Raw genomic sequence first — 22,701 nt, forward strand, 5'->3', positions numbered from 1 at the left:
GTGCAAAGAGATTCAAATAATACAAGAGATATGAATTAATGCAGATTCCGGTTACGCAACAGGGTCAGTTGCTGCATGACCATGTCCGTGTCATTAACGATCTGCAGCCGGGCATGTTGCAAGTAATGTTCCAGATCAATGGCGGCCTGTTGCGGCTGCCCTTGTTTAATCAGCGCAAAACCGCGTTCACGGTAGTTTTCAATATGCTCCGGATTCAGTGTAATCAGGCGGTCCAGCACCTGAATCAGGCGTGGCCAGTCTTCATGTTCCATATAGGTGGCGCGTAGGTGCGCCAGAATGCCGGCCACCATGTCTTTTTTCGGGGCGGATTCCAAAAAGAGGTCACTGGGAATATCAAACTCATCAACCAGACCATGCTGCTTTTTAAACGGCATCAGCAGTGCATGGATATCTTCCATGTTCAGTGAGCGGCCTGTCAGCGGGTCGATAATGACTTCCCCCGGCGCGCCGTTGGGGCGGTTAAGCCGGATTTTGACAAGGAAATGCTCTGGGAAAGCAACACCGCGCGCCTGCAAATGGAGCTGGCCGGCAATTTCAATGTAGATGGCTGCCAGTATGATTCCTGCCCCCTGGCGTGTTTTCAGCACCATGTTGATACAGGAAAGGTCTGGATCATCTGTTGTCTGTTTGGCACCTTTGAAGTGCATGTCTTTGTACAAAAACTGGTTGAAAAGCCATATTTTTTGCAGGACAGGTGTACTGACGGGGACTTTCCGCTGTGCCCGTTTTGCCAATTGATCCAGTTCATCGGCGATATCTGAAAGGCGCAGTTCCGGATACTCAATCTGGGCGATATTGGCCAGTGTTTCGGCCAAAGGCAGGCTCTCCTCTTCTGAAACCAGCAAGGCAAAGTATTCAAGAGAATTAACCGGTGCACGCAATGTATCGGACATATTTCTACCTTACCTCATTTTTGAAAATGAGTTCAACACTCGGGCTAAAAGGATGGGAGAAATAAGGGGGAAAAATGAAAAAACAGATAACATGATGATGCACAAGCCATATCGGTGCCAGTTTTGCCTAAAAAACAAGCAATCGGTGAGGGTGAGAGAAAAGGGGGGATAAAATCCGGTTTGAGCACCTTTTCGGGATAGAATGGACGGGAATTACCCTAAAGTGGGTGATACAGAGCAATCAGGGGCCGCTATCCGGGGATAGTGATCAGATGATTTGTCATAGAAATCTTATATGTAATGTAAACAGGAGCTTCATAAAATGATGGTACTGGCACGTAGATTGGGCGTTTTTTTCACAACGGTATTTACCGTCATGGTATTGAGCCTGGGGATGGCATCTGTTGCTTCGGCACAGTCTGCTGACCAGCTTTTGGCCAGCCCGAAAGTGGATGACATTTATGCAGCGCAGTTGGATGTGTTTTCCGAGTCTGATTTTGGTGACCCGGACCCGGACTGGGGCCTGATGCGCGTTATCCGTGTGACCTCTAAAGAAATCGTTGTTGTGACCGCTGATGTGGCCAGATACAAGGCCAGAGAAGCATTGAGCGACTTGAAGAATACCTCATATGTGCTGGATTTGGGATGGGATTTCGGTGAAAAAATTACCATCCAGCGCGCAGACCTGGCCGAGCATAAGGAGCAGGGCGATATCTTGGACGCACGTCGTTTGTCTGCAAGCGAGATCCGTCGTCTGCAGAATTAATTGTTACATCAGAATTTTGTTTAAGGTGAAGCCACAATGAAATCAAATTTGCGTGCATTTTTCACACTGTTCGTTTGTTTTTGCACCACATTCCTGTTTGCCGGCGCCGTTGCTGCCAAGCAGTTGACGGCGGCTGAAGCTACGGCGATGAGCCCTAAGGAGCGGACCATTGCACTGCTCCAGCAGCCTCAGGTTGACGATGTCTATGCTGCACGGCTGGATCATTTTGCCCAGGAAGACTGGGGTGACCCTGATCCGGACTGGGGCCAGTTGCGTGTGATTGAAGTAACCCCAACAACCATCGTGGTGGTTGCGGAGGAAACAGCATGGTACGAGGCGGAAGAAGCGGTTGATGCGCTCAGAGGGGACCTGTCTGACGTTGAGAACTGGGTTTATGATGAAGAAATCACCATCAAACGCTCGGAACTGGAATCTTTAAGACAACAGGGCCTGATTCTTGAAGCACGCAGGTTCACGCCTGCGGAAGTGCGGCGCTACCTGGACAAATGATTATTCTGCCGCGTTGAATGAGCGCGGTTTTCTGAGGTGCGGTTGTTATCAGAATGGGCTATTGAGATCAACCGCATTACTTGATATGATCAAGACCGTTTATTCGTTCTAACATGGCGTGGGAGTATTGGCTTTATGTTTCGTTTATGGACTGTGTTTTTCTCAATGCTGGTGGCGGCATTTTTTGCTGTCGGGTGTGCCCAGACGCAATTGACCCCGGAGTACCTGGCTTCGCTTTCATCGCAGGCGCGTACGGCAGCGCTGTTGCAGCAACCTGCGGTGGATGATATCTATGCAGCCAAATTGTCTCATTTTTCCCAATATAGCTTTGGTTCAGGAGGCGATGCCTATGGCCTTTTGCGGGTGATTGAAGTGACTTCAGATACAATTGTGGTCATTACCGAAGATGCCGCATGGCCTGAGCCACAAGGGGCGCATGACGACTTGAATGGTGATTTCTCTGATATTTCCTGGGATCCGGAAGAAGAGATTACCATTCAGCGTACAACGTTGGGGTCTTTGCAGAATGATCAGTTGATTCTGGAAGCACGACGTTTGAGTTCAGAGCAGATTCAGTCGTATCTGAACTGATGCCATTTTGTGCTGTGTTCACATCCATAAAGGGTTTTGATTCTATTGGGGTGAAGCTGGCGGTTGATAACGGATTTTTCTTTTATTATTTTGGAGTATTTCATGCGTAAATTTATTTCTCTGATGACAGCGATGCTGGCTTCTTTGGTATTTGGTATCGGTTTTATGTCAGCAGCACATGCACAGTCTGCCGATCAGATCCTGGCCAGCCCGAAAGTGGACGATATCTATGCTGCCCGTCTGGACCATTTCTCTGAATATTCATTCGGTGACGAAGGCGGTTCTGCCTATGGCTTGCTGCGTGTGATTCGTGTAACAGACGCAGAAGTTGTTGTGGTAACTGAAGATGCTGCCTGGCCCGAAAAGAAAGGTGCATTGGATGACCTGAAGGGTGACTTCTCCGATATCACCTGGGATTTTGACGAAGAAATCAGCATCAAACGCTCAGAACTGGCTTCTCTGAAACGCCAGGGCCTGATTTTGAATGCCCGTCGCCTGTCTCCTGCACAGATCAAAGAATATCTGAACTGATTCTTTTTCTGGATACAGACATGAACGGCTCCTTGCAGGAGCCGTTTTTGTTTCTGCTGCATAGTTCGTTATTTAGGGACGTTCATGCAGAAACCAGCGGTCCCAGCCAACCAATCCATGCGCGTAGTCGCGCAGCAGTATGCCGGGTAATGCCATAGTGCAGTCACTGGCCAGATCATGTTCGCAAGCCAACGGCCAGGCCTCTTCAAATGTCTGGGGTGGGCGGCTGACCTCACACTGCAACATGGTGCCGTAATGAGCAACCAGCTCGGCACCGAAGCGCTGCTGCCATGACCGTCCCAGTGCAATGTAATAGGCACTGCCAATATCAGAGGTGCCATACCAGTTCAGGTATGCCAGTGCGTCCCAGCCTTGCGTGGTGGGAAGAAAAAGTAAAGCGGTAAAGTTTTCAGGCGTAAAACATTCCGGACGGCTTTCTTCCAGATTAGTTTGGTAGCCGTGTGCAGTTTCCCACTGCGCTATCCAGTGTTCAAGTCCGTAGTAATGCTGGAATTTGCCAGAGGCTTTGGCAGCGGCAATTTCCTCTGGCTGTGGTGCGTGGCCCAGGCGGGACTGACACGATTCTATGGTGTATTCCAGGCGTTCTGATAGCAGATCATATTCAGCACGGGTGTGCAAAACCTGCTCGAATGCCTTGGCGTAATCTGCATGGTCTGCGCGGCGGCACAGCCCTTGCGGTGAGATATCGACAGGATCAGGCTCTTCTTCGTAATAAAAGCGTGAAAACAGGTCTCCATCAACAATGGCTTCACGCCAGGGAGGGGCGCCCCAACTGGCGCCAAACATGGTCGCCAGCGGCCAGCGCCCGGTCTTGGGCAGCAGGTTTTTTCCAATGCGCCACACCGCTTCAACTTCATGAGGCATGATTTGCACCGCCAGTGCGGTTTCTTGGATGTCCAGAATAGGCAGTGTGATGATCTCTCGTCCTGAAAGTGGCGTATCTGCCAGCAATGCCGCCAGTTCTTTTTCTTGGTTGATCATGGTTCCCCCTTGAAGCTTGTTTGGAAGTGAGTCATGTCAATTATCGCTAACAGCGATGATATTTTGATGACAATTCACGGGGGCGGTTATTGGCGCCGGTGAATGGCAGTAAGCGGTGTATATTTACACCGTGGTTGGCGGAGGGGATGAATGGCTTTGTCTGGGTTTGAGCAACGTTTTCAACTGGCAGCCTGATAACCTGAGTGTGCCAAAATAAAGGGCAATGGCTGTGCTGACCAGCAGCAGAATCAGGCCAATCCGTTTCCAGGGGGTAGCGTGCAATTGCTCCCACTGAAAATAATGGCTGCCAGCCAGCAGGAAGGCCGCTAACAGCATGCAACTGAAAATAACCTGAAATGTCAGACGAAGCCAGCCGGGGCAGGGGGTATAGCTGCCACGTTTTTTCAACCCACGCAGCAGCCAGAATGCATTGATCATGGCACCAAGCCCGATAGACAGGGCCAGCCCAGCGTGTCCGGCATTGCCAGCATAATTGAACAGCGGGACAAAAGCCAGGTTCATGATCTGGGTGAAAATCAGCACAACAATGGCAATGCGCACCGGTGTGCGAATATCCTGCTGTGCATAAAACCCGGGAGCCAGTACCTTGATGGCAACCAGCCCCAATAGGCCAATGCCATAACCCATGAGTGCCAGACGTGTCTGCTGCACATCACCATATGAAAACTGGCCATAATGGTAGAGCATGGCAACCAGTGGTTCAGAGAAGCACAAAAGCCCGACGGCGCAGGGCAGGCCCAGCACAAATACCAGCCGCAACCCCCAGTCCAGCAGGTTGCTGTACTGTTCTTTTTGCTGGCTGGCCAGGGATGCGGAAAGCTGCGGCAGCAGCACAACGCCCAGTGCCACGCCTAAAATGGCAGTGGGAAACTCCATCAGCCGGTCAGCGTAGGACAGCCAGCTCACGCTGCCTGCTTGCAGGTAGGATGCAATCTGGGTGTTGATCAGTAAAGAAAGTTGTGCGACAGATACGCCCAAAATGGCGGGTGCCATTTGTTTAAGAACGCGCTGTGTCCCGGGAAAAGCAAACGCCTCTTTAAGGGCTGACCAGGATAAACGGATGCGTGGTAGCATCTGAATGCGTTTTAAACCAATGGCAATGATGCCCAGTTGCAGTATGCCGCCCAGCAGAACACCAAAGGCCAGCATATAAACAGGCTCCCAGCCGTGAGCGCGCATCCAGTCTCCGGCGCCGAAATAGATCAGTGACGCAGCGGTAATCATGGAGATGTTGAGCATGATGGGCGCTGCTGCCGCAATGGCAAATTTACCCCAGGTATTGAGAATGCCGGCACCCAAGGCAACCAGTGACATAAAGCCGATGTAAGGAAACATCCAGCGTGTCATGACCACGGCGGCGTCAAACCCGGGGCCGTTCTTCAGGCCGCTGGCCAGCAGGTAGACAAATGCAGGTGCAGCAAGAATGCCAATGATGCAGGTGATCAGCAATATAAACGCCAGAACACTGCCCACAAAGTTAATCAACTGGCGGGTTTGCTCCGGTTGTTCCTGAGAGCGGCTGCCGGCCAGAATAGGAACAAACGCCTGCGAAAAAGCGCCTTCGGCAAACAGACGCCGCAACAGGTTGGGGATACGGAATGCAACATTGAAGGCGTCTGTCAGGGCGCTGGCACCAAAGCCCGCAGCAATCAGCAGTTCGCGTACCAATCCGGTCAGCCGGGAGGCCAGCGTAAGCAAAGAGACGGAAGATACTGCGCGCCATAAGTTCATGAAGTGGATTCTAGACGGGTTGCGCATCCGCGTGAATAAAATGGAAATGTACTCAGGCAAACCAGTGAGATTCAGAAAGGCAGCCTGGACTTTGACCTTGCCAGCCTATTGGCTGAGCAGAAAGAGGCATTAACTGATAAAGCTGTGGTTAAACTTTTCAGCAGGCAGGCACTCAAACCGCTAAAACATGACAATGCATATTCCTGTGATGGGTTTATGTTAAAAATAACTGATCGTACCTGATGAAAACGGATTTATTGATTGTAGGCGCTAGTTTCTCGGGGTTGGCGTGTGCGCGTCAGGCAGCTCTGGCAGGGCTGTCTGTGACTGTGCTAGAAAAAAAAGCGCAGGCGGGCGACAAGCTGCACACCACAGGGATTCTGGTGAAAGAGGTTGTGGACCAGGTGCGCTGGCTGCAGGAGGTGCCGCAGCATTTGATCAGACAGATTGAAGGCGTGCGACTGTATGCCCCGAATATGCGGATGCTTGATCTGCAGGCGCCCGGCTATTTTTTCTGGGCAACTGAAACGCCGGGCCTGCTCAACTGGATGACCCAGGAGGTTCGGTCTTTGGGTGTGCAGATTCTGACGTCGACACTGTTTGAAACGGCCCAGCGGACTGCCGAAGGCGGATGGCGGGTTCCGGTGCTGCAAAATGCAGGGGCCCAGACGGCACCGCATGCGGAAATCGAGGCGCGCTACCTGATTGGTGCCGATGGCCCGACATCGCGCGTGGCGCGCGCGCTGGGGCTATCTAAAAATACAGAGTTTCTGTTTGGCATGGAGCGTGAATACGCCATGGCAGAGCTTGACCCAGGTTTTTTGCATTGTTTTATTGACCACCAACTGGCGACCGGCTACATCGGCTGGGCGCTGGCTACACAAGGTTATTCCCAGATCGGGCTGGCAAAGCGTCTGCCATCGCAGCGGCACGGTATGCATAAGGCTGGTGCGCTGCATTTTGAGCAGTTTTTAGAAAAAATTTCTCCTGTGGTCAGGATTCAGTCTGAATTTATGGCGGTGCGTGCCGGAATGATTCCGTGTGGCGGTACGCTGCGCCATATCGGCTGCCCTGGTGCCATGCTGATAGGCGATGCGGCCGGAACGGTGTCTCCTGTTACGGCAGGCGGCATTCGCACGGCGCTGGTGTATGGCGAGAAAGCCGGTGTGGCTGTGGCTGATTATCTGCACGGCAAAGCGCAAGACCCGGCTGGCTGGCTGGTCAGGCAATACCCGGGCTATCGAAGCAAACGCTTTTTGCGCTGGGGTTATGACCGCTGGCAGTCTGACTGGCTGTTTAACCAGTTGTTGTCGACTCCTCTGTTCCGGCGTTTTGCAGAGCAGATTTATTTTCACCGCAAAGGGCAGGCTGCTGCGTCACGTTAAGGTAGGAACGGTCTGCCAAAAATCAACGGCTTTTTCCGGTTGCAAGTCAAAGGGCTGGAGTAATATACCTGTTTAGGGTATAATACGCGGTTCACCAGTAACATCCGCAAACTTTAATACACCAGGATTAAATACAATGGCAACAGTTAAAAAGAAAACCGTCCGTCTGGCATCTGGCCGTAAACGGGCACGTCAAAATACCAAACTCAATGCAGCCAACAGCGCATTGCGTTCCAAATACCGTACCGTGATTAAAAACGTTCGTAAAGCTGTGAGTGCAGGTGACAAAGAACGTGCCGCGGGCTTGTTCCAGCATGCACAAAGCGTTATCGACTCTGTGGCGGATAAGCGGGTATTTCACAAAAACAAAGCAGCACGCGATAAAAGCCGTCTGGCCGCAGCAATCAAGGCTCTGGCTTTGAAGGACGCTGCCTAAATATAAATATGGTTTGCAGCGGTGCGCTGCTGGTGAAGAGAAACCGCCTGTCTTCAGGCGGTTTTTTTATGCCTGTAGCCTGGCGTGATTTGTGCAGGCGTGTGAGACACTGGACGGTTCGGTTCGCCTGTCAATTGAATATGGCGAGCGTTAAAACGCGTTAAGGGGCCTGTTCGTCGTCTGGAACCAGGCAGGCTTCACTGACTTGCAAATCGTTATCGCTGGCAAAGCTCATGACAAATGCCCAGGCCTGTGGATTGGCTTTTTGCAGTTCGTGATTGACGGCAACGCATTTGATATCGCCGACCAGCGTAGGCACACACCAGGGAGAATAGGTCAGAAATGTGCTGCGCTGCATTTTGCATACGCCTGGGCGAAACTGGCTCATGACACCAGCGAGGCGCTCGGCCCAATCACTGGGCCTGAATTTGCGGCCTGAACTGGTAATACCCTGTATAAATGTGTGAGTAGATTTTGTTGTTGCCATAAAGTCGGTACATATGCTGCCTACCTGCTTGGTATCCTGTTGGCGCATTGCAGTTGCGGCATATGAAAATATGCGTATATGATAGCTATTCTGCACAGGAAAGGGCAGGGTCTTATATAAGACTCCATGGTTTGGTGGGCTTTTCCGGTTTGAGCCGAAATGAGAATGGTTTTTACCGGTGTTGTGCGGTTTCGAAGTTAATGCGGATTTTGTTGTCTGGTCGCGCTAAAATGAGTGTCTGAAACAAAAAACAAAACAGACGCTCCCCATATTTTTATTTTGTGAAAGGATCTGATTACCATGGCCTCAAATACAACCTCGCCATCATCCATGCCGCATGTGATGAATACCTATGGACGCCTGCCCATAGCGCTGGAGCGAGGTGAGGGGGTGCGCGTCTGGGACGTCCAGGGCAATGAATACCTGGATGCGCTGGCCGGTATTGCCGTGAGTACGCTGGGGCATGCGCACCCGCGGCTGGTGCGGGCCATCAGCGACCAGGCCGGCAAATTGATCCATTGCTGCAATTATTATGAAGTGCCGCTGCAGGAAGAGGTTGCCAAGCAACTGGTATGGCATTCAGGAATGACGGATGTGTTTTTCTGTAACTCCGGGCTGGAGGCCAATGAGGCGGCCATTAAGGTGGCACGCAAATTTGGCGTCAACAAGGGGATTGAAGCACCCGCCATCATTGTGTTTGACCATGCATTTCATGGCCGTTCAATGGCCACGATGACTGCAACGGCAAATGCCAAGGTTAGAGATGGGTTTGGGCCTTTGGTGCAGGGATTTATCCGCGCTCCGCTGAATGACCTGCAGGCGCTGGAAGCCATTATCAAAGAAAACCGCGATGTAGTCGCCATATTCCAGGAAGTGATTCAGGGCGAAGGTGGTGTTCACCCGTGTGACCCGGTCTTTTTGCAGGGTGTGCGTAAACTGTGCGACAAGTACAACCTGCTGATGATGGTGGATGAGATTCAGTGCGGGTTTGGCCGTACCGGCAAATGGTTTGCCTGGCAGTGGGCCGAAGGCGTGTACCCGGATGTGATGACGCTGGCAAAGGGGCTGGCGTCGGGCGTTCCGGTTGGCGCGATGATCTGCGGGCCGAAAGTGGCTGATATTTTCCAGCCCGGTAATCATGGCACGACGTTTGGCGGTAACCCGCTGGCAATGCGTGCGGCGCTGGAAACGATCAAAGTGATGGAAGAGTCCCGTCTGCTGGCTAATGCGCTGACGGTAGGGGCTTATCTGCAAAATGCGCTGAAGCAGGCTTTTGAAGGCGTGGCTGGTGTGGTTGAGGTGCGCGGTCAGGGGCTGATGATTGGCGTGGAACTGGAAAAGCCGTGTGGCGTTCTGCTCAAGCGCGCAGCGCTGGAGCAGCGTTTGCTGATCAGCGTGACGGCTGACCGGGTGATCCGTATTGTGCCAGCGTTGATTCTCACACAGCAGGATGCCGATGACATTGTGGCCCGTTTGGCGCCGCTGGTGAAGGAATTCCTGGCAGAGTGAAATGGCTGTAGCCGTTTACATCAGGGGCATTTGTTTGCCCCTTTTTCTTTCATGCTGTGTGAAAGTGCGGTGATGCTTTTTGTATGTGTCACATAAAATACAGGTGCGCAGATGGGGTAGCTGTATGTGATGAGCGTATGCAACTGTAGTGATAACCCGTCTGGCGACATTTGATAATGCAAGAGAGTGGAGCAACATGCCTATTTATCGACTTGGAGAAAAAGTACCTCAAATTGACGCGACGGCCTGGATTGCACCAGGCGTGCAGATCATCGGACAGGCACAGATCGATGCTTATGCCAGCATCTGGTTTGGTACGGTGATACGCGCGGACAATGATCTGGTGCATATCGGAGAGAACAGCAACATCCAGGATGGGTGTGTTGTACATAACGACAAGGGGACGCCGGTCATCATCGATGCCAATGTTACGGTAGGGCATCAGGTGATGCTGCACAGCTGTCAGGTCGGACAGGGTTCTTTGATCGGCATGCAATCGGTTCTGCTGAGCGGTGCCCGTATTGGCCGTGATTCATTGGTCGGCGCCGGTTCGCTGGTGACCGAGGGCAAAGTGTTTCCGGACGGTGTGCTGGTGATGGGGCGCCCGGCCAGGGTGGTTCGTGAGTTGACTGAGGCTGATCGGGCATTGATTCAAGAGAGCGTCAGAGGGTATAAGGAAAAGGCGCAGATGTATATGCGTGAACTGAAGGAATTCCATGTCTGAGTTGCAGAAGTTTTTGTTTGAAGGGCTGCCGGTGCGCGGGGCTGTTGTGCAATTGACCGATGCATGGCAGGAAATACTGGCACGGCATCAGCAAAGCCATGCGGGCCCGACCGTGCAAACGGCGCACGGTGGAACCACGGCTTTTTTGCCGGCAGTTTGTGAATTGGTGGGTGAGATGGCTGCTGCGGCTGCTTTGCTGCACAGCACCATCAAGTTCAATGGTGCGCTGGTTTTGCAGATCATGGGCGATGGGCCTTTAAAACTGGCGGTGGCAGAGGTGCAGTCTGATATGGGCTTGCGGGCAACTGCCAAAATTTCAGGTGATGTGCCGGTGCTGGGCGGGCTGGATGCCCTCAGCAACGTGGATGGGCAAGGGCGGTGCGCGATCACGCTGGATCCGCAGGACAAATTACCCGGGCAGCAACCGTATCAGGGCATTGTGCCGTTGGCAGACGCAAGCGGAAAACCTTTCATTCATCTCAGCCAGGTGATCGAAGCGTATATGCAGCAGTCAGAGCAGTTGCCCACACGCGTGATTCTGGCAGCCAATGAGCAGTGTGCGGCCGGTTTGCTGGTACAACGCCTGCCTGTTGAGGGTGAAAACAATTTGGGTGTGGCAGAACGCGAGGCCATGGATGAGCATTTCAACCGCATTGCAATGCTGGCAGCCAGCCTGAAACGTGAGGAGCTGCTGACGCTGGATGTGAATGAGGTGTTACACCGTTTATTCTGGCAGGAGGAGTTGCGGCTGTTTGATAAACAGCAGCCTTATTTTCACTGTACCTGCTCTTATGAACGGGTCGCGCAAATGTTGCGCGGGCTTGGGCGAGATGAGGTTGAAAGCATTCTGAGCGAACAGGGGCAGGTGGAAGTGGACTGTGACTTCTGTGGCGCCAGATACCAGTTTGACCCGATTGATGCGCAGCGTTTGCTGGCTTCAGATGACCCGCAGCCGCCTGCCAGCGAGCAGCTTCAATGAGCCGGACATGGCAACCAACATAGGGCTGACCCGCATATGAGAGATACCGCATCAATGAGTTGGACAGTTTCGGCCCTGGTGCGTGCGGTCAGCGATGCGCTTAAAGCGCGTTTTGCTGTTTTGAATGTCAAAGGGGAGATCTCCAGCTTTACACGTGCAGCCAGTGGCCATTGCTACTTTACACTCAAAGATGAAACCAGCCAGATTCGCTGTGCGATGTTTCAGCGTGCAGCCGGCATGCTTTCTTTTAACCCGGCCAACGGCGATGAGGTGGAGTTGCAAGGTCGTCTTGCGCTGTATGAACAACGTGGCGAGTTGCAACTGATCGTTGAGGTGATGCGCCCGGTCGGGCAAGGGCGCCTGCTGGAGCAGTTTCAGCAACTGAAAACCAAGCTGGGCAATGAGGGGCTTTTTGACACGGCGCGTAAACGTGCAGTACCGCGCTATCCGCAGGTGCTGGGAGTGGTCAGCTCTTTACAGGCGGCTGCATTGCATGACGTATTGATCGCCTTGCGCCGGCGTGCGCCTCATGTGCGCGTGGTGATTTATCCGGCATCTGTACAGGGAACGCAGGCAGCAGCAGAGCTGGTCAGTGCTATTCACAAAGCAAACCAGCGGCATGAGGCCGATACGTTACTGGTATGCCGGGGTGGCGGCTCTTTGGAGGATTTGTGGAGTTTTAATGAAGAGGCTGTGGTGCGTGCGGTGGCGGCCAGCAGCATTCCCGTTATTTCCGGTGTCGGGCATGAAACTGATTTTACATTGACTGATTTTGCGGCCGATTTGCGCGCGCCTACGCCCACCGCGGCAGCAGAGCTGGCAGCACCCATGCGGGCAGATTTGCTGAAAACGGTATTTCAGCATGCACAGGACATGCAGCGGCAAGTGCGTGTCTATCTGGACCAGCTTGGGCAGCGGATTGATCATGCTGCGCTGTCTTTGAAGCAGCCTGCCGTATTGTTGCATACACAGAAAAACCGCCTGGAACAGGCTGCATTGAGATGGCAGCAGGCGCTCAGGCAACAACTGACCAGCAGCAGCCAGCAGGTGCTGGAGCAGGAGCGCCTGTTGCCGCTGTATGCCAAACAGGTGCTGCAGCAAAACCAGTCACAGCTGGATCAATTGTCCATGCGCTGGCAGCAGCAGGAGCCTGTGCGCCTGATGCGTAATGCGCATCAACGCCTGGAGCAACTGGCGTGGCGTAACCGGGATGCTTTGCAGCAGCAGTTGCAGTCAAAACAGCATCAGATGCAGGCGCAGGCCAGCCGGCTCAGCGCTTCTGCCCTGCAAGGGCTGGACGCCAGACAGCAACGCTTGCAGCATTTGAGCGTGCGTTTAAATGCGATGAACCCGTCACAGGTGTTATCGCGTGGTTATGCCTGGATCAGCGACGCCAATGGCCGGGTCTATAACTCTGTTACGCAGTTACAGCCCGGGCAGCAAATACAGGCACAGTTTGCCGATGGCAGGGCCGCAGCAGAAGTCAAACAGGTCATGCCCGATCTGATTCAGCATGCAGACGATGACAGTACCGTTTGAGCCATGCGGTCAAAAAGCGGCAAGGCAGCCCAATGTGCATGTTAAACCTGCCTAAATAGAGTGGTTTCAGCATCATCGGGCTACACGCAGCAGGGTACAAGTTACAATCAAAGATTGAGTAAAAACAATGGTAAAACATTAGATTACCTGCCATAGTTAAGTTGGTTTCACGGGCAATGACGGTAAATGTGATGATGTTGAAGCAATCGAGTGACTGAGGCCATGGCTGTTCCTATCAGTGCCAATACACAATTTTTTTCCCTTGAAGGCCCTGCCGGTGTTCTGGAGGCTGCCTGCGACGAGCCGGCACCGGCAGAATGGCAAACGCCCCGCGGTGTGGCGGTGATCGGGCATCCGCATCCTTTGTATGGTGGCACCATGGATAACAAAGTGGTGCAAACGCTGGCGCGCGCATTTTTGCAACTGGGTTATGTGACCCTGCGGTTTAATTTTCGCGGCGTAGGCGCATCTGCCGGTGAATGGAATGACGGTGTGGGCGAAGTCGACGATATGCTGAAGGTGGTGGAATACGCACGCGCACTGCCACAGGTGCAGGACAAGCCGCTGATACTGGCCGGTTTTTCTTTTGGCAGCTATGTGGCTGCACGTGTTGCCGAAATGCAGGCGCAGGCTGGGCAGCCAGCCGAGCGGCTGGTGATGGTCGGGGTTGCCGCATCGCGGTTTCAGGTGGCCGATGTTCCGCCGGATACATTGGTGATTCATGGCGAGCAAGACGAGGTGGTGCCTTTGTCTGCTGTCATGGACTGGGCCAGGCCACAGCATATGCCGGTGGTTGTGGTGCCCGGTGTGGGGCATTATTTTCATGGCCAGCTTCCCTTGTTAAAAAATATTGTTTTGCGGAACTGGCAGGCCTGAATGCCGTCTAACAGAAGTTGCGCTGGACGCATCATGGCAAGACCACATATACGCAGCAATAGTGGATTCAATTTTTATTATTTAGGCAGATTGGAATGAAACGTTTGGGTTCTTGGGTTTTGGCCTGCACAATGGCGTGGGCGGGGTTTTCAGCAACAGCATGGGCGCAGCAGCCAGCGGCAGAGGCAACGGCAGCAGCAACAGCCTCTTCGACTGCACCGGTAAATCCGGCGCTGCCCCAGCCGCCAGCCATTGCTGCCAAATCTTATCTGCTGATGGATGTCAATTCGGGCCAGATTCTGGCTGAAAGCAATGCCGATATGCTGGTAGAGCCAGCCTCGCTGACCAAGCTGATGGCCGCCTATCTGGTATTTGATGCATTGCGCACCAACCGTTTGACGCTGGAGCAGACCCTGCCGGTTTCTGCCCGGGCGCGCAACATGGAAGGCTCGCGCATGTTTGTGGAGCAAAATGCCCAGGTCAAGGTGGAAGACCTGATCAAAGGCATGATTGTGCAGTCCGGTAATGATGCCACGGTTGTGCTGGCCGAAGGGGTTGGCGGTTCGGTTGAAAATTTTGTCAGCATGATGAACCAGCAGGCACACCTGCTGGGCATGCGGAATACCACGTTCAAAAATGTGGAAGGCCTGCCGGATCCGGGGCACATGACCACGGCGCGTGACCTGGCAATACTGGCAAGCCGGCTGATGACCGATTTTCCGAAAGAGTACCAGTATTATTCGATGAAAGAGTTCACTTACCCTCCTGAAGGAGAGAATGTGAAATCGATCACCCAGCCCAACCGCAACCGCTTGCTGTTTCTGGATCCGTCGGTGGATGGCCTGAAAACCGGGCATACCAGCTCAGCCGGATTCTGTCTGGTGGCCAGCGCCGCGCGGGACTTTCCCAACCTGAGCAGCAAGCGCCGCTTGCTGTCGATTGTGCTGGGAACAGACAGCGACAAGATCCGTACCGAAGAAAGCCAGAAACTGTTGAACTGGGGTTTTGCCGCCTGGGATGATGTGCAGGTGTATGCCGCCAATGCGGAAATTGTCAAACCGCGGGTCTGGAAAGGCAGCGTCAATGAAGTCAAACTGGGTAGCCTGCAGCCTATTGTGGTGACAGTGCCCCGGGGCATGGCAACCAGTCTGAAACCAACCGTAACGTATAACGATCCGCTGATGGCGCCGATTACCCGTGGGCAGGAGGCTGGTGAGCTGAAAATTGCGCTTGAAACGCCGACCGGCCCGATGCATATCAGCACCCATAAGCTGGTGGCATTGGAAAACGTGGGTGAAGCGGGCTTTTTTGGCCGCATGTGGGATGGTTTCCGCCTGTGGATCCGCTGATAGGATAGGCCGGAACCCCCTTGTTTTTGGAGCATTTGTCCGCATATAACTTCTTTGTAATGTAACGAAGGGGAATGGTATGAGACCGATCCGGATGGAACCGGGAGCCGAGTCGCTGATCACGTATCCGAGCGAGTTTCCCATCAAGGTGATGGGAGCCAATGTGCAGGACTTTGCCCAGACAATCGCTGAGCTTGTGCGCGAGCACGACCCGGCGTTTGATGCTCAGCGCATGGAGCATCGCCCCAGCAAAGCGGGTAATTATCTGGGCTTGACGGTGATTGTCAATGCCACCAGCCGGGAGCAGTTGGACCGCTTGTATCTGGCGCTGACATCGCACCCGATGGTCAAAGTTGTGCTGTAACGCAGCAGATAGCGCAGGCATCAGGGGAAATCATGGATTTTCGGGTGAAGACAATCCGTCCGGCTCCATATCAGGAGACTTATGATGCCATGCGCGAATTCACGGCAGCCAGAACGCTGGAAACACCAGACGAAATCTGGCTGTGCGAGCATTTTCCCGTTTACACCTTAGGCCTGGCAGGCAAGCCGGAGCATGTACTGGCCCCGCATGACATTCCCGTGGTGCACACCAACCGCGGCGGACAGGTGACTTACCATGGCCCGGGGCAGGTGGTGGCCTATGTGCTGCTGGATATGCGCCGGCGCGATTATTTCATCCGTGATTATGTGCGCCGCCTGGAGCAGGCCGTGATTGGTACACTGGCGGATTTTGGCGTGAACGGCTTCCTGGTGCCTGGTGCACCTGGTGTCTATGTACACACCCAGGCTGTTGCCGGGCAACCCGATACGCTGCCGTTACCCGCAGGCGACCCCAAAAATCCCGACTTTACCGGGCTGGCGAAAATTTCTGCGCTGGGGGTCAAACTCAGTAGTCATTGCACCTACCATGGAATTGCGCTTAATGTGAAAATGGACTTGCAGCCTTTTGAGTGGATCAATCCTTGCGGTTACGCAAACCTGAAAACCACCGATCTTTTTACAATGGGGGTACCCATTAACGAGCACAGCTGGGAACAGGTAGCCACCCGGTTATCTGAGCAACTGGCGTGTGCGCTTTAAGTATGACGACACCAGACAGAACCGTTCACCAGGCACAGGCGGCAGAAAACTACGATGCAACGGCCAAGCAAAAATCGCAGGCTAAAACGGCGCGTATTCCGATCAAGATTGTGCCGGCTGAGCAATTGCGCAAGCCCGAGTGGCTGCGTGTCAAGGCCGCATCGGCCTCATCTCATTTTTATGAGGTGAAAAAAATCCTGCGGGAAAACCAGCTTTTCACCGTGTGTGAAGAGGCTTCCTGCCCCAATATCGGCGAGTGCTTTGGCAAGGGCACGGCAACGTTCATGATCATGGGCGATAAGTGCACCCGCCGTTGCCCGTTTTGTGATGTCGGACACGGCCGGCCCGACCCGCTGGATGTGAACGAGCCCGAGCACCTGGCAAAAACGGTCGCGGCGATGAAGCTGCGTTATGTGGTGATTACCAGTGTGGACCGGGATGACTTGCGCGATGGCGGCAGCCAGCATTATGTGGACTGTATTACCAAAATTCGTGAATATTCACCCAGCACCCAGATTGAAATTCTGACGCCGGATTTCCGCGGTCGTCTGGATAAAGCATTGGATATCCTGAAATCGGCCCCACCGGATGTGATGAACCACAATCTGGAAACCGTGCCGCGCCTGTATAAGGAAGCACGTCCGGGGGCGGACTATCAGGTCAGCCTGGATCTGCTGAAAAAATTCAAGGACATGGTGCCCGATGTGCCGACCAAGAGCGGTTTGATGGTGGGCCTGGGTGAAACCGATGAAGAGATTCTGGACGTGATGCGTGACCTGCGTGCACACAACGTCGAGATGCTGACCATCGGGCAATATCTGGCACCTTCCAATTACCATATTCCGGTACGGCGCTATGTGCACCCGGACACCTTCAAGATGTTTGAAGCTAAAGCCAAGGAAATGGGGTTCAGTCATGCCGCAGTAGGGGCACTGGTGCGCTCAAGCTACCATGCTGACCAGCAAGCGCATGCAGCCGGGGTGTGATTGATGACGACCATGGGTACACCCTAACGCTCACGACTGTCTTTGTTTTTTGAATTTACAGCCAGGCAATTGATTTGCCTGGCTGTATTGTTATACGCATCAGATAAGGCGGCGTTTTTGACTGGTTGTTTGGTAAAAAGGTGTACAGGCCTGGTTGCCAGAGTAAAATGCAGCAGTCGGTTATTTTTCAAACGGGATGGGTTATAAATGAGATGCAAAATCTGTGGGAGTGCTGCAAAGAGCCAGATGCGTGTCGACCTCAGAAAAGCATGTAATGGCCTGATCGCAACAGACGTGGAAGACCGGCTGATTGATTATTACCGCTGCCCGAACTGCTCTTTTGTATTCACCCCGTATTTTGATCATTGGAGCGCAGCAGACTTCGGCGAGCGTATTTATAACGACAACTACATCAAGTACGACCCTGAGTATGAGGGGATACGTTCTGAGCGGGTAGCCAAGTCATTTGTCCAGTTTTTTGCAGATCACAAGCAGTTGTCCTTCCTTGATTACGGGGGCGGGCATGGTGCGTTGGCTGATATTTTGAAACAAAACGGATACGCCAGTGTCCAGTTTTTCGATCCTTACACCAGCAAGGGTTCTCTTTTTGAAAGCCACCAGGCATTTGACATTGTGTTGTGTGTGGAGGTGATGGAACATCTGAACAACCCGATGGCAACCATTTATGACATGGTGGCCAAGCTGGACAGGAATAAACCTGCGGCCATTTACTTTACAACGCATTTGCTGGACAAAAAAGAATTAAAAGGTGGTTGGGAAAACCACTGGTATATTGCACCGCGCAACGGGCACATTTCCATTTATGCGATCAAAACACTGCACCGGATTGCCGATATGCTAGGTGCCAAGCTGGTGAGCAATATGCATGGATTGCATGCGTTTTTGTTTGACGGGTTTGCAATGATTCAAAAAGAACGGCAAAAAGATCTGGCCAGCCTGAAATACCGGTTGAAATCCCATTTCTGGCGCTGGAATGTCTGACATGAAAAAAGCATGTGCTTTAGCAGGCAGGCTGTATAGATGATTGATTATTTCTACTCCGTTTTCTATAACATCCTGTACGCCCGTAAACTTAAAAAGTTTCAGCGGCAGATTGATGTGACATACCAGGCATTGGTGCAGCAATTGCATCGAAGCCGCCAGAGCAGCATTGACCTTTTAAAAGTTAAAAGCATCCTGGTTATTAAAAATGAAGCCATTGGCGATATGGTGCTGACAACGCCGCTGATACGGCATCTGGCACTGCATGGTTATCAGGTAGATGTACTGGCGACCGGGGGCAACCAGGCGATTGTGCGGCACAACCCGTATATTCGCCGGCTGCATGTGCAGCAGGTGAGAAATCAGGACATCAAGCCATTCATCCAGGAAACATTTCATGACCTGCACTACGACATGGTGCTGGATGTGCGCTACCCTTCATTCAATGAAAATATCGACTGGCTGATTTTCCCGCAGGATATACCCTGCAATTACCTGGTGAGCTGGAACCGCAGTCACCTGGGCTGCTATGACGTGTCATTGAATTTTTACGATGTACACGCGCACTTCATCCGGGTGATGGATTTGTTTCTGAGCTACCTGGGCATACCGAACGCAGACCTTTCCTGTGACCTGTTTGTGGATGAGGCAACCAACGAAAAAGGGCAGGCGTATGTTGAGAAGCTGCGTCAGAGCGGAGAGCCGGTCATTGTTTTTAACCCGTTTGCCAGCCACGAAACCCGTGACCTCAGCAGAGCGCAGATTCAGGATATTATCAAAGGGATTTTGCAGCGCTATCCGCAGGCACAAGTGGTATTGATTGGCTATGAAGACCGGCTGGCGCAGATAGAAGTGCCTGCAGCATATGCCGCGCAGGTCCACCGGTTTTCGTCCCCGAGCATCATGGATGTGGTGCCGTTGGTTCGCTGTGCTGACTTGGTGATCACACCGGATACGTCTATTGTGCACATTGCCGCGACTTTTGAAAAACCGACGGTCGGGTTATATATCCATGCATTACGCCCACCCCGCAATGGCAAGGAAAAAGCCAAACGGCACTATTATCAGCAGATGCAGTTGCTCAAGGATTATTTTTTTGATGCCCCTCATATCGATGCTGGGCAAAGGCCGCGGCAGATCCTGATCAATGACGATCTGATGTCACCGAATAATCCGCAGGCGGTACAACTTTTTTCTGCGACGGCCACACTGGCTGATCTGTCAGTTGTCCAAATTCTGAATACCGTGAATACGCTGATTCAGCAGCATGTGCAACAGACAGAAGTGAAGGGCCGTTGTTAGCCTGTACAGGCACAGGCAGGCGTTATTACTGATCGGGCACTTGCTGCGACGTATCAATGGAGGTGACAACCGACATGCCGGGCCTCAGGCGGTTATAGAGCTCCTGATCAGGATCGATGGCAATCCGGATCGGCAGACGCTGAACCACTTTGGTGAAGTTGCCAGTGGCGTTATCGGGGCGCAGAATGCTGAACTCTGAACCGGTTGCGGGTGCAATTTCTTCAATGTACCCGCTGAATTTCTGGTCATCCAATGCGTCTACTGTGAATGTGGCTCGCATGCCAATGTGCAGGTGGCTGGTCTGTGTTTCCTTGTAGTTGGCCACCACCCAGATTTTCTGCGAAATTAAAAACATAAGCTGCGAACCGGCTGAGACATACTGGCCCTGGCGCACGGTTGCCTCGCTGACCTGCCCGGATTGGGGGGCACGGATGGTGGTGTTATCCAGGTCGATATTGGCTTGCTGCAGTTGTGCCTGTGCAATCTCAAGCTGTGCTTGCAGGCTGTCACGGGAAATTTCTGTGGCTTTAATGGTTTCCTGCGCGGTTTGCACACCGGCCTGGCCCCGCAGGACATTGGCCTGTGCCAGCAGGTAGGTAGCATTCACTGTATCCTGTTCCCGGCGGGTCAGGGCGCCGCCGGTGGCCAACTGGTCTGTTCTTTCCTTATCAAGTGCAGCCCTTTTGTATTCGGCCTGGTAAGCGGCCAGTTGCGCCTGGCTGGATGACAGCGCGGCCTTGTTCTGTGCCAGCGTTTGTGCCAGATTATCCAGCGTGGCCTGTGCATTGGCTACCCGTGCCTGTGCCTCGGCAACACGGGCGCGGTAGGTGCGGTCGTCAATCTGTGCAAGAACGGCGCCCTGTTCCACATGCTCAAAATCTTTGACAGGAATATCAACCACATAGCCGTTCACCTGCGGTGCAATGACGACAATCTGGCCCCGGACATAACTGTTGTCGGTCACCATCACCGCGCTGCTGAATGGCCACAAATGCCAGGCGCTCAGAATCAGCAAAATACCAATCAGTGCCACGCCCGCCATCAAAATCACGGTAGAGCGTTTGGGCTTGATGATTTTCGGCGGTGTGTCGGCAGCAGCCGGAATACTTTTTTCAACAGCTTTGGAGGCAATCTCTTTAAGCGTGATTGGCGGTAGCTGTTGGTCTGTTTCTTCTTTGCCGGTTTCGTCTGTGGGAGGTGTTTCTTTTATATTGTTTGATGACATGAATAATCAGCTTCCTGCGTAAGCGAGCGATTTTGATGATTTGTTTAGCGTTTCTGAATGCCAGATAAAGATTGATCAGTGACCAGATCAAAAATATCACGGCAATTGAGCCGGCCAGTAGAAAAATATCATTGTAAGCGCGGATATTGGCTTCCTGTCTGGCGATCGTAGCCAGGCGGCTGGTGCTGTAAGCGTTGCGCAGCGCCGGGTCGGTGATGTAAGGCGCGTAGGCTGCGGCCTGAATCTGCAGGCGCTGTGCTACCTGCGGATCAGCCAGATTGGTGTGCGAGGTAATCAGCGCTGAATATTCGCGCTCGCGAATCTGCTGAATGGTGCCAAAGATAGCCTGCCCGCCAATGCCGCCAATATTTTGTGTGAGAGAAAACAGGATGGCAAAAGAAATGATGTAGTGTTTGCCTTTTGTATATACCTGCATAATGCCCAGCAGCATCATCGGGCCCAAAAACATGCCGCATGCCACTGCAATCAGGAACTGGCTGATGAACATGTCGTGCGGGCGGGTCAGGCTGGTGGAGCCTGTATCCATGAAACTGCCGGTAATAATGAAAACCAGCGCAATGCCGGTCTGTACAAAAATGGTTTTAGGACTGAATAGCATTGCTGAACTGATGATGCCGATCAGAACACCAAAAAACACAACCACGTAAAACAACTGCAACTGATCGGGCCCCATTCCCAGCATTTTGAGCATGTTCACGGCGCCGTAATTCTGCTCGGAAAGCAAAAAGCGCAGTGCCAATGCGCCCATTGCAAAATTCAGTGTCGATGGCTGAAATATCCAGTGCGTGTAAATTAACTGGTTGGTGCGGTGGTGTTCATAAAAAAGCGCTGAAAAAGTCAGCACAATGCTGGCACACCATGCGTAAGCAATCCATGGTGCATCGACCCACCATTGAATGACGCCTTGCGACAGCACGGCAAAGAACAGCGCCAACCCTGGAATGATCATCAGAATCGTTGGAATATCCTGCCATTCAAACGCTTTGATGTGAATGCTGGGCGGCAGTTTCAATATGACTACCGCAGCCAGCGAGCACAAGGCCAGGCCCGCTTCAAACCGGTACAGGACATGCCACTGCCCATAATTGGACAGCATCGGTGAAATAATGCCGGCAATGGGCAGTGCCAGTTGCGAAATACCCAGGCCAATGACCAGGGCCTTGCCACGATGCTTTTTGGGGAAGGCTTGTATCATGTAGAAAAAGCCCAGCACCGTCATGGCCGCACCGGCAAAACCGCTGGCACCTCTGACCAGCAGTGCCGTGTTGAAATCGTTGACCAGCAGATGCAGCAATGTCAGCGCAGCGTAAATGGACAGCGCGATTTCTGCGAATAACCGTACGCCAAACTGCTGGCGAAACTTAAAAATCAGCAAATTGGCACAGGCGTTGGCCGTAGAGTATGCCGCAATCGAATAAGCCCCCTGCGCGGGGGTCAGGCTCATGGTCCCCTGAATATTGGGCAGGTTGATGCTGAGCAGCGACATACCCAGCCCGCTGGTAATGCCAACCAATAACCCTACACAGCCATAGGCAATCCGGACCAGCAGCGGATGTGATGGGGTTGAAGGGGAGCCGGGGACAAATGGCTTTTCCTCTTCAGTCCAGTCTGGCAGGCGATTGAGCGGTTGATAAGGGAGCGTCATACTTCTGTAAAGGAATTTTCTGGGCACCAGACGGTAGGCATGCCGCGTCGAAAAAACAACGGCATGTGCTCGCTGGGATGCCTTATT

General features: G+C 52.9%; 23 protein-coding genes. 17 read left to right on the forward strand and 6 right to left on the reverse strand.

The window, feature by feature from the left end; genetic code table 11:
- Positions 1–35 precede the first annotated feature (35 nt).
- A complete protein-coding gene (locus tag CUZ56_RS05650) occupies positions 36–914 on the reverse strand; it encodes a SirB1 family protein (RefSeq protein WP_126979092.1) in 879 nt (292 codons plus the stop codon).
- A gap of 322 nt (positions 915–1,236) precedes the next feature.
- Here CUZ56_RS05650 and CUZ56_RS05655 point away from each other — a divergent pair, with 322 nt between their 5' ends.
- The 4 genes from CUZ56_RS05655 to CUZ56_RS05670 all read left to right on the forward strand — a co-directional run bounded on the left by CUZ56_RS05655 (position 1,237) and on the right by CUZ56_RS05670 (position 3,312).
- Entirely contained in the window at positions 1,237–1,680 is a 444-nt protein-coding gene (locus CUZ56_RS05655; RefSeq protein WP_126979094.1) for a hypothetical protein, read from the forward strand.
- Positions 1,681–1,716: 36 nt separating this feature from the next.
- Complete coding sequence (locus tag CUZ56_RS05660) at positions 1,717–2,190, forward strand: hypothetical protein (RefSeq protein ID WP_126979096.1); 474 nt, start codon at positions 1,717–1,719, stop codon at positions 2,188–2,190.
- 135 nt (positions 2,191–2,325) lie between these two features.
- On the forward strand, positions 2,326–2,781 hold the full coding sequence (locus tag CUZ56_RS05665; protein ID WP_126979098.1) for a hypothetical protein: 456 nt from the start codon (positions 2,326–2,328) through the stop codon (positions 2,779–2,781).
- 102 nt (positions 2,782–2,883) lie between these two features.
- Positions 2,884–3,312 (forward strand): hypothetical protein, encoded by a 429-nt coding sequence (locus CUZ56_RS05670; protein ID WP_126979100.1) that lies wholly within the window; start codon positions 2,884–2,886, stop codon positions 3,310–3,312.
- Positions 3,313–3,384: 72 nt separating this feature from the next.
- Here the strand turns inward: CUZ56_RS05670 and CUZ56_RS05675 are convergent, their stop codons facing one another.
- Positions 3,385–4,314 carry a DUF4253 domain-containing protein gene (locus CUZ56_RS05675; RefSeq protein ID WP_126979103.1) on the reverse strand — a complete coding sequence of 310 codons (930 nt, stop codon included), beginning with the start codon at positions 4,312–4,314 and terminating at the stop codon, positions 3,385–3,387.
- A 123-nt stretch (positions 4,315–4,437) separates the two neighbouring features.
- Positions 4,438–6,066, reverse strand: coding sequence for a murein biosynthesis integral membrane protein MurJ (murJ, locus tag CUZ56_RS05680; RefSeq protein ID WP_126979105.1), 1,629 nt, complete (start codon positions 6,064–6,066; stop codon positions 4,438–4,440).
- A 242-nt stretch (positions 6,067–6,308) separates the two neighbouring features.
- On the opposite strand from murJ, the gene CUZ56_RS05685 reads away from it, so the two are divergent.
- Positions 6,309–7,451: an NAD(P)/FAD-dependent oxidoreductase gene (locus CUZ56_RS05685; protein WP_126979107.1), complete on the forward strand. Its 1,143-nt coding sequence runs from the start codon at positions 6,309–6,311 to the stop codon at positions 7,449–7,451.
- 136 nt (positions 7,452–7,587) lie between these two features.
- On the forward strand, positions 7,588–7,887 hold the full coding sequence (gene rpsT, locus CUZ56_RS05690) for a 30S ribosomal protein S20 (RefSeq protein WP_126979109.1): 300 nt from the start codon (positions 7,588–7,590) through the stop codon (positions 7,885–7,887).
- A gap of 160 nt (positions 7,888–8,047) precedes the next feature.
- Here the strand turns inward: rpsT and CUZ56_RS05695 are convergent, their stop codons facing one another.
- Positions 8,048–8,374 (reverse strand): DUF3579 domain-containing protein, encoded by a 327-nt coding sequence (locus CUZ56_RS05695; RefSeq protein ID WP_126979111.1) that lies wholly within the window; start codon positions 8,372–8,374, stop codon positions 8,048–8,050.
- A 300-nt stretch (positions 8,375–8,674) separates the two neighbouring features.
- On the opposite strand from CUZ56_RS05695, the gene CUZ56_RS05700 reads away from it, so the two are divergent.
- From CUZ56_RS05700 to CUZ56_RS05750, 11 genes are all read left to right on the forward strand, one after another.
- A complete protein-coding gene (locus CUZ56_RS05700) occupies positions 8,675–9,883 on the forward strand; it encodes an aspartate aminotransferase family protein (protein ID WP_239442079.1) in 1,209 nt (402 codons plus the stop codon).
- A gap of 196 nt (positions 9,884–10,079) precedes the next feature.
- Entirely contained in the window at positions 10,080–10,607 is a 528-nt protein-coding gene (locus tag CUZ56_RS05705; protein WP_126979113.1) for a gamma carbonic anhydrase family protein, read from the forward strand.
- Positions 10,600–11,586, forward strand: coding sequence for an Hsp33 family molecular chaperone HslO (gene hslO / locus CUZ56_RS05710; RefSeq protein ID WP_126979115.1), 987 nt, complete (start codon positions 10,600–10,602; stop codon positions 11,584–11,586). The genes CUZ56_RS05705 and hslO overlap by 8 nt, the downstream gene beginning before the upstream one ends.
- A 54-nt stretch (positions 11,587–11,640) precedes the next feature.
- A complete protein-coding gene (gene xseA, locus CUZ56_RS05715) occupies positions 11,641–13,125 on the forward strand; it encodes an exodeoxyribonuclease VII large subunit (RefSeq protein ID WP_239442090.1) in 1,485 nt (494 codons plus the stop codon).
- Between the two features lie 234 nt (positions 13,126–13,359).
- Complete coding sequence (locus tag CUZ56_RS05720) at positions 13,360–14,001, forward strand: alpha/beta hydrolase (protein WP_126979684.1); 642 nt, start codon at positions 13,360–13,362, stop codon at positions 13,999–14,001.
- 131 nt (positions 14,002–14,132) lie between these two features.
- Positions 14,133–15,350: a D-alanyl-D-alanine carboxypeptidase family protein gene (locus tag CUZ56_RS05725; protein ID WP_404948032.1), complete on the forward strand. Its 1,218-nt coding sequence runs from the start codon at positions 14,133–14,135 to the stop codon at positions 15,348–15,350.
- 79 nt (positions 15,351–15,429) lie between these two features.
- Positions 15,430–15,714 carry a DUF493 family protein gene (locus CUZ56_RS05730; protein ID WP_126979121.1) on the forward strand — a complete coding sequence of 95 codons (285 nt, stop codon included), beginning with the start codon at positions 15,430–15,432 and terminating at the stop codon, positions 15,712–15,714.
- 32 nt (positions 15,715–15,746) lie between these two features.
- Entirely contained in the window at positions 15,747–16,433 is a 687-nt protein-coding gene (gene lipB, locus CUZ56_RS05735; protein WP_126979123.1) for a lipoyl(octanoyl) transferase LipB, read from the forward strand.
- Positions 16,434–16,435: 2 nt separating this feature from the next.
- Positions 16,436–17,419 (forward strand): lipoyl synthase, encoded by a 984-nt coding sequence (gene lipA, locus CUZ56_RS05740; protein WP_126979125.1) that lies wholly within the window; start codon positions 16,436–16,438, stop codon positions 17,417–17,419.
- Between the two features lie 207 nt (positions 17,420–17,626).
- Positions 17,627–18,421: a class I SAM-dependent methyltransferase gene (locus CUZ56_RS05745; protein ID WP_126979127.1), complete on the forward strand. Its 795-nt coding sequence runs from the start codon at positions 17,627–17,629 to the stop codon at positions 18,419–18,421.
- A 39-nt stretch (positions 18,422–18,460) separates the two neighbouring features.
- Positions 18,461–19,723, forward strand: a complete 1,263-nt coding sequence (locus CUZ56_RS05750) for a glycosyltransferase family 9 protein (RefSeq protein WP_126979129.1) — start codon at positions 18,461–18,463, stop codon at positions 19,721–19,723.
- Between the two features lie 25 nt (positions 19,724–19,748).
- On the opposite strand, the gene CUZ56_RS05755 is transcribed toward CUZ56_RS05750, so the two are convergent.
- Entirely contained in the window at positions 19,749–20,948 is a 1,200-nt protein-coding gene (locus CUZ56_RS05755) for an HlyD family secretion protein (RefSeq protein ID WP_126979131.1), read from the reverse strand.
- The gene (locus tag CUZ56_RS05760) at positions 20,860–22,614 is read right to left on the reverse strand and encodes an MFS transporter (protein ID WP_126979133.1); all 1,755 of its coding nucleotides are present in this window, start codon (positions 22,612–22,614) and stop codon (positions 20,860–20,862) included. The genes CUZ56_RS05755 and CUZ56_RS05760 overlap by 89 nt, the downstream gene beginning before the upstream one ends.
- Positions 22,615–22,701: the final 87 nt, after the last annotated feature.

Origin of the sequence: Saezia sanguinis (genome assembly GCF_003991585.1) — a bacterium.
Lineage (GTDB): Bacteria > Pseudomonadota > Gammaproteobacteria > Burkholderiales > Burkholderiaceae_C > Saezia > Saezia sanguinis.

What these genes read in the sequence shown, in the direction of transcription:
- CUZ56_RS05650 (WP_126979092.1), bottom strand. Translation starts at nt 914, where the DNA reads ATGTCCGATACATTGCGTGCACCGGTTAATTCTCTTGAATACTTTGCC.
- CUZ56_RS05655 (WP_126979094.1), top strand. Translation starts at nt 1,237, where the DNA reads ATGATGGTACTGGCACGTAGATTGGGCGTTTTTTTCACAACGGTATTT.
- CUZ56_RS05660 (WP_126979096.1), top strand. Translation starts at nt 1,717, where the DNA reads ATGAAATCAAATTTGCGTGCATTTTTCACACTGTTCGTTTGTTTTTGC.
- CUZ56_RS05665 (WP_126979098.1), top strand. Translation starts at nt 2,326, where the DNA reads ATGTTTCGTTTATGGACTGTGTTTTTCTCAATGCTGGTGGCGGCATTT.
- CUZ56_RS05670 (WP_126979100.1), top strand. Translation starts at nt 2,884, where the DNA reads ATGCGTAAATTTATTTCTCTGATGACAGCGATGCTGGCTTCTTTGGTA.
- CUZ56_RS05675 (WP_126979103.1), bottom strand. Translation starts at nt 4,314, where the DNA reads ATGATCAACCAAGAAAAAGAACTGGCGGCATTGCTGGCAGATACGCCA.
- murJ (WP_126979105.1), bottom strand. Translation starts at nt 6,066, where the DNA reads ATGAACTTATGGCGCGCAGTATCTTCCGTCTCTTTGCTTACGCTGGCC.
- CUZ56_RS05685 (WP_126979107.1), top strand. Translation starts at nt 6,309, where the DNA reads ATGAAAACGGATTTATTGATTGTAGGCGCTAGTTTCTCGGGGTTGGCG.
- rpsT (WP_126979109.1), top strand. Translation starts at nt 7,588, where the DNA reads ATGGCAACAGTTAAAAAGAAAACCGTCCGTCTGGCATCTGGCCGTAAA.
- CUZ56_RS05695 (WP_126979111.1), bottom strand. Translation starts at nt 8,374, where the DNA reads ATGGCAACAACAAAATCTACTCACACATTTATACAGGGTATTACCAGT.
- CUZ56_RS05700 (WP_239442079.1), top strand. Translation starts at nt 8,675, where the DNA reads ATGGCCTCAAATACAACCTCGCCATCATCCATGCCGCATGTGATGAAT.
- CUZ56_RS05705 (WP_126979113.1), top strand. Translation starts at nt 10,080, where the DNA reads ATGCCTATTTATCGACTTGGAGAAAAAGTACCTCAAATTGACGCGACG.
- hslO (WP_126979115.1), top strand. Translation starts at nt 10,600, where the DNA reads ATGTCTGAGTTGCAGAAGTTTTTGTTTGAAGGGCTGCCGGTGCGCGGG.
- xseA (WP_239442090.1), top strand. Translation starts at nt 11,641, where the DNA reads ATGAGTTGGACAGTTTCGGCCCTGGTGCGTGCGGTCAGCGATGCGCTT.
- CUZ56_RS05725 (WP_404948032.1), top strand. Translation starts at nt 14,133, where the DNA reads ATGGCGTGGGCGGGGTTTTCAGCAACAGCATGGGCGCAGCAGCCAGCG.
- CUZ56_RS05730 (WP_126979121.1), top strand. Translation starts at nt 15,430, where the DNA reads ATGAGACCGATCCGGATGGAACCGGGAGCCGAGTCGCTGATCACGTAT.
- lipB (WP_126979123.1), top strand. Translation starts at nt 15,747, where the DNA reads ATGGATTTTCGGGTGAAGACAATCCGTCCGGCTCCATATCAGGAGACT.
- lipA (WP_126979125.1), top strand. Translation starts at nt 16,436, where the DNA reads ATGACGACACCAGACAGAACCGTTCACCAGGCACAGGCGGCAGAAAAC.
- CUZ56_RS05745 (WP_126979127.1), top strand. Translation starts at nt 17,627, where the DNA reads ATGAGATGCAAAATCTGTGGGAGTGCTGCAAAGAGCCAGATGCGTGTC.
- CUZ56_RS05750 (WP_126979129.1), top strand. Translation starts at nt 18,461, where the DNA reads ATGATTGATTATTTCTACTCCGTTTTCTATAACATCCTGTACGCCCGT.
- CUZ56_RS05755 (WP_126979131.1), bottom strand. Translation starts at nt 20,948, where the DNA reads ATGTCATCAAACAATATAAAAGAAACACCTCCCACAGACGAAACCGGC.
- CUZ56_RS05760 (WP_126979133.1), bottom strand. Translation starts at nt 22,614, where the DNA reads ATGACGCTCCCTTATCAACCGCTCAATCGCCTGCCAGACTGGACTGAA.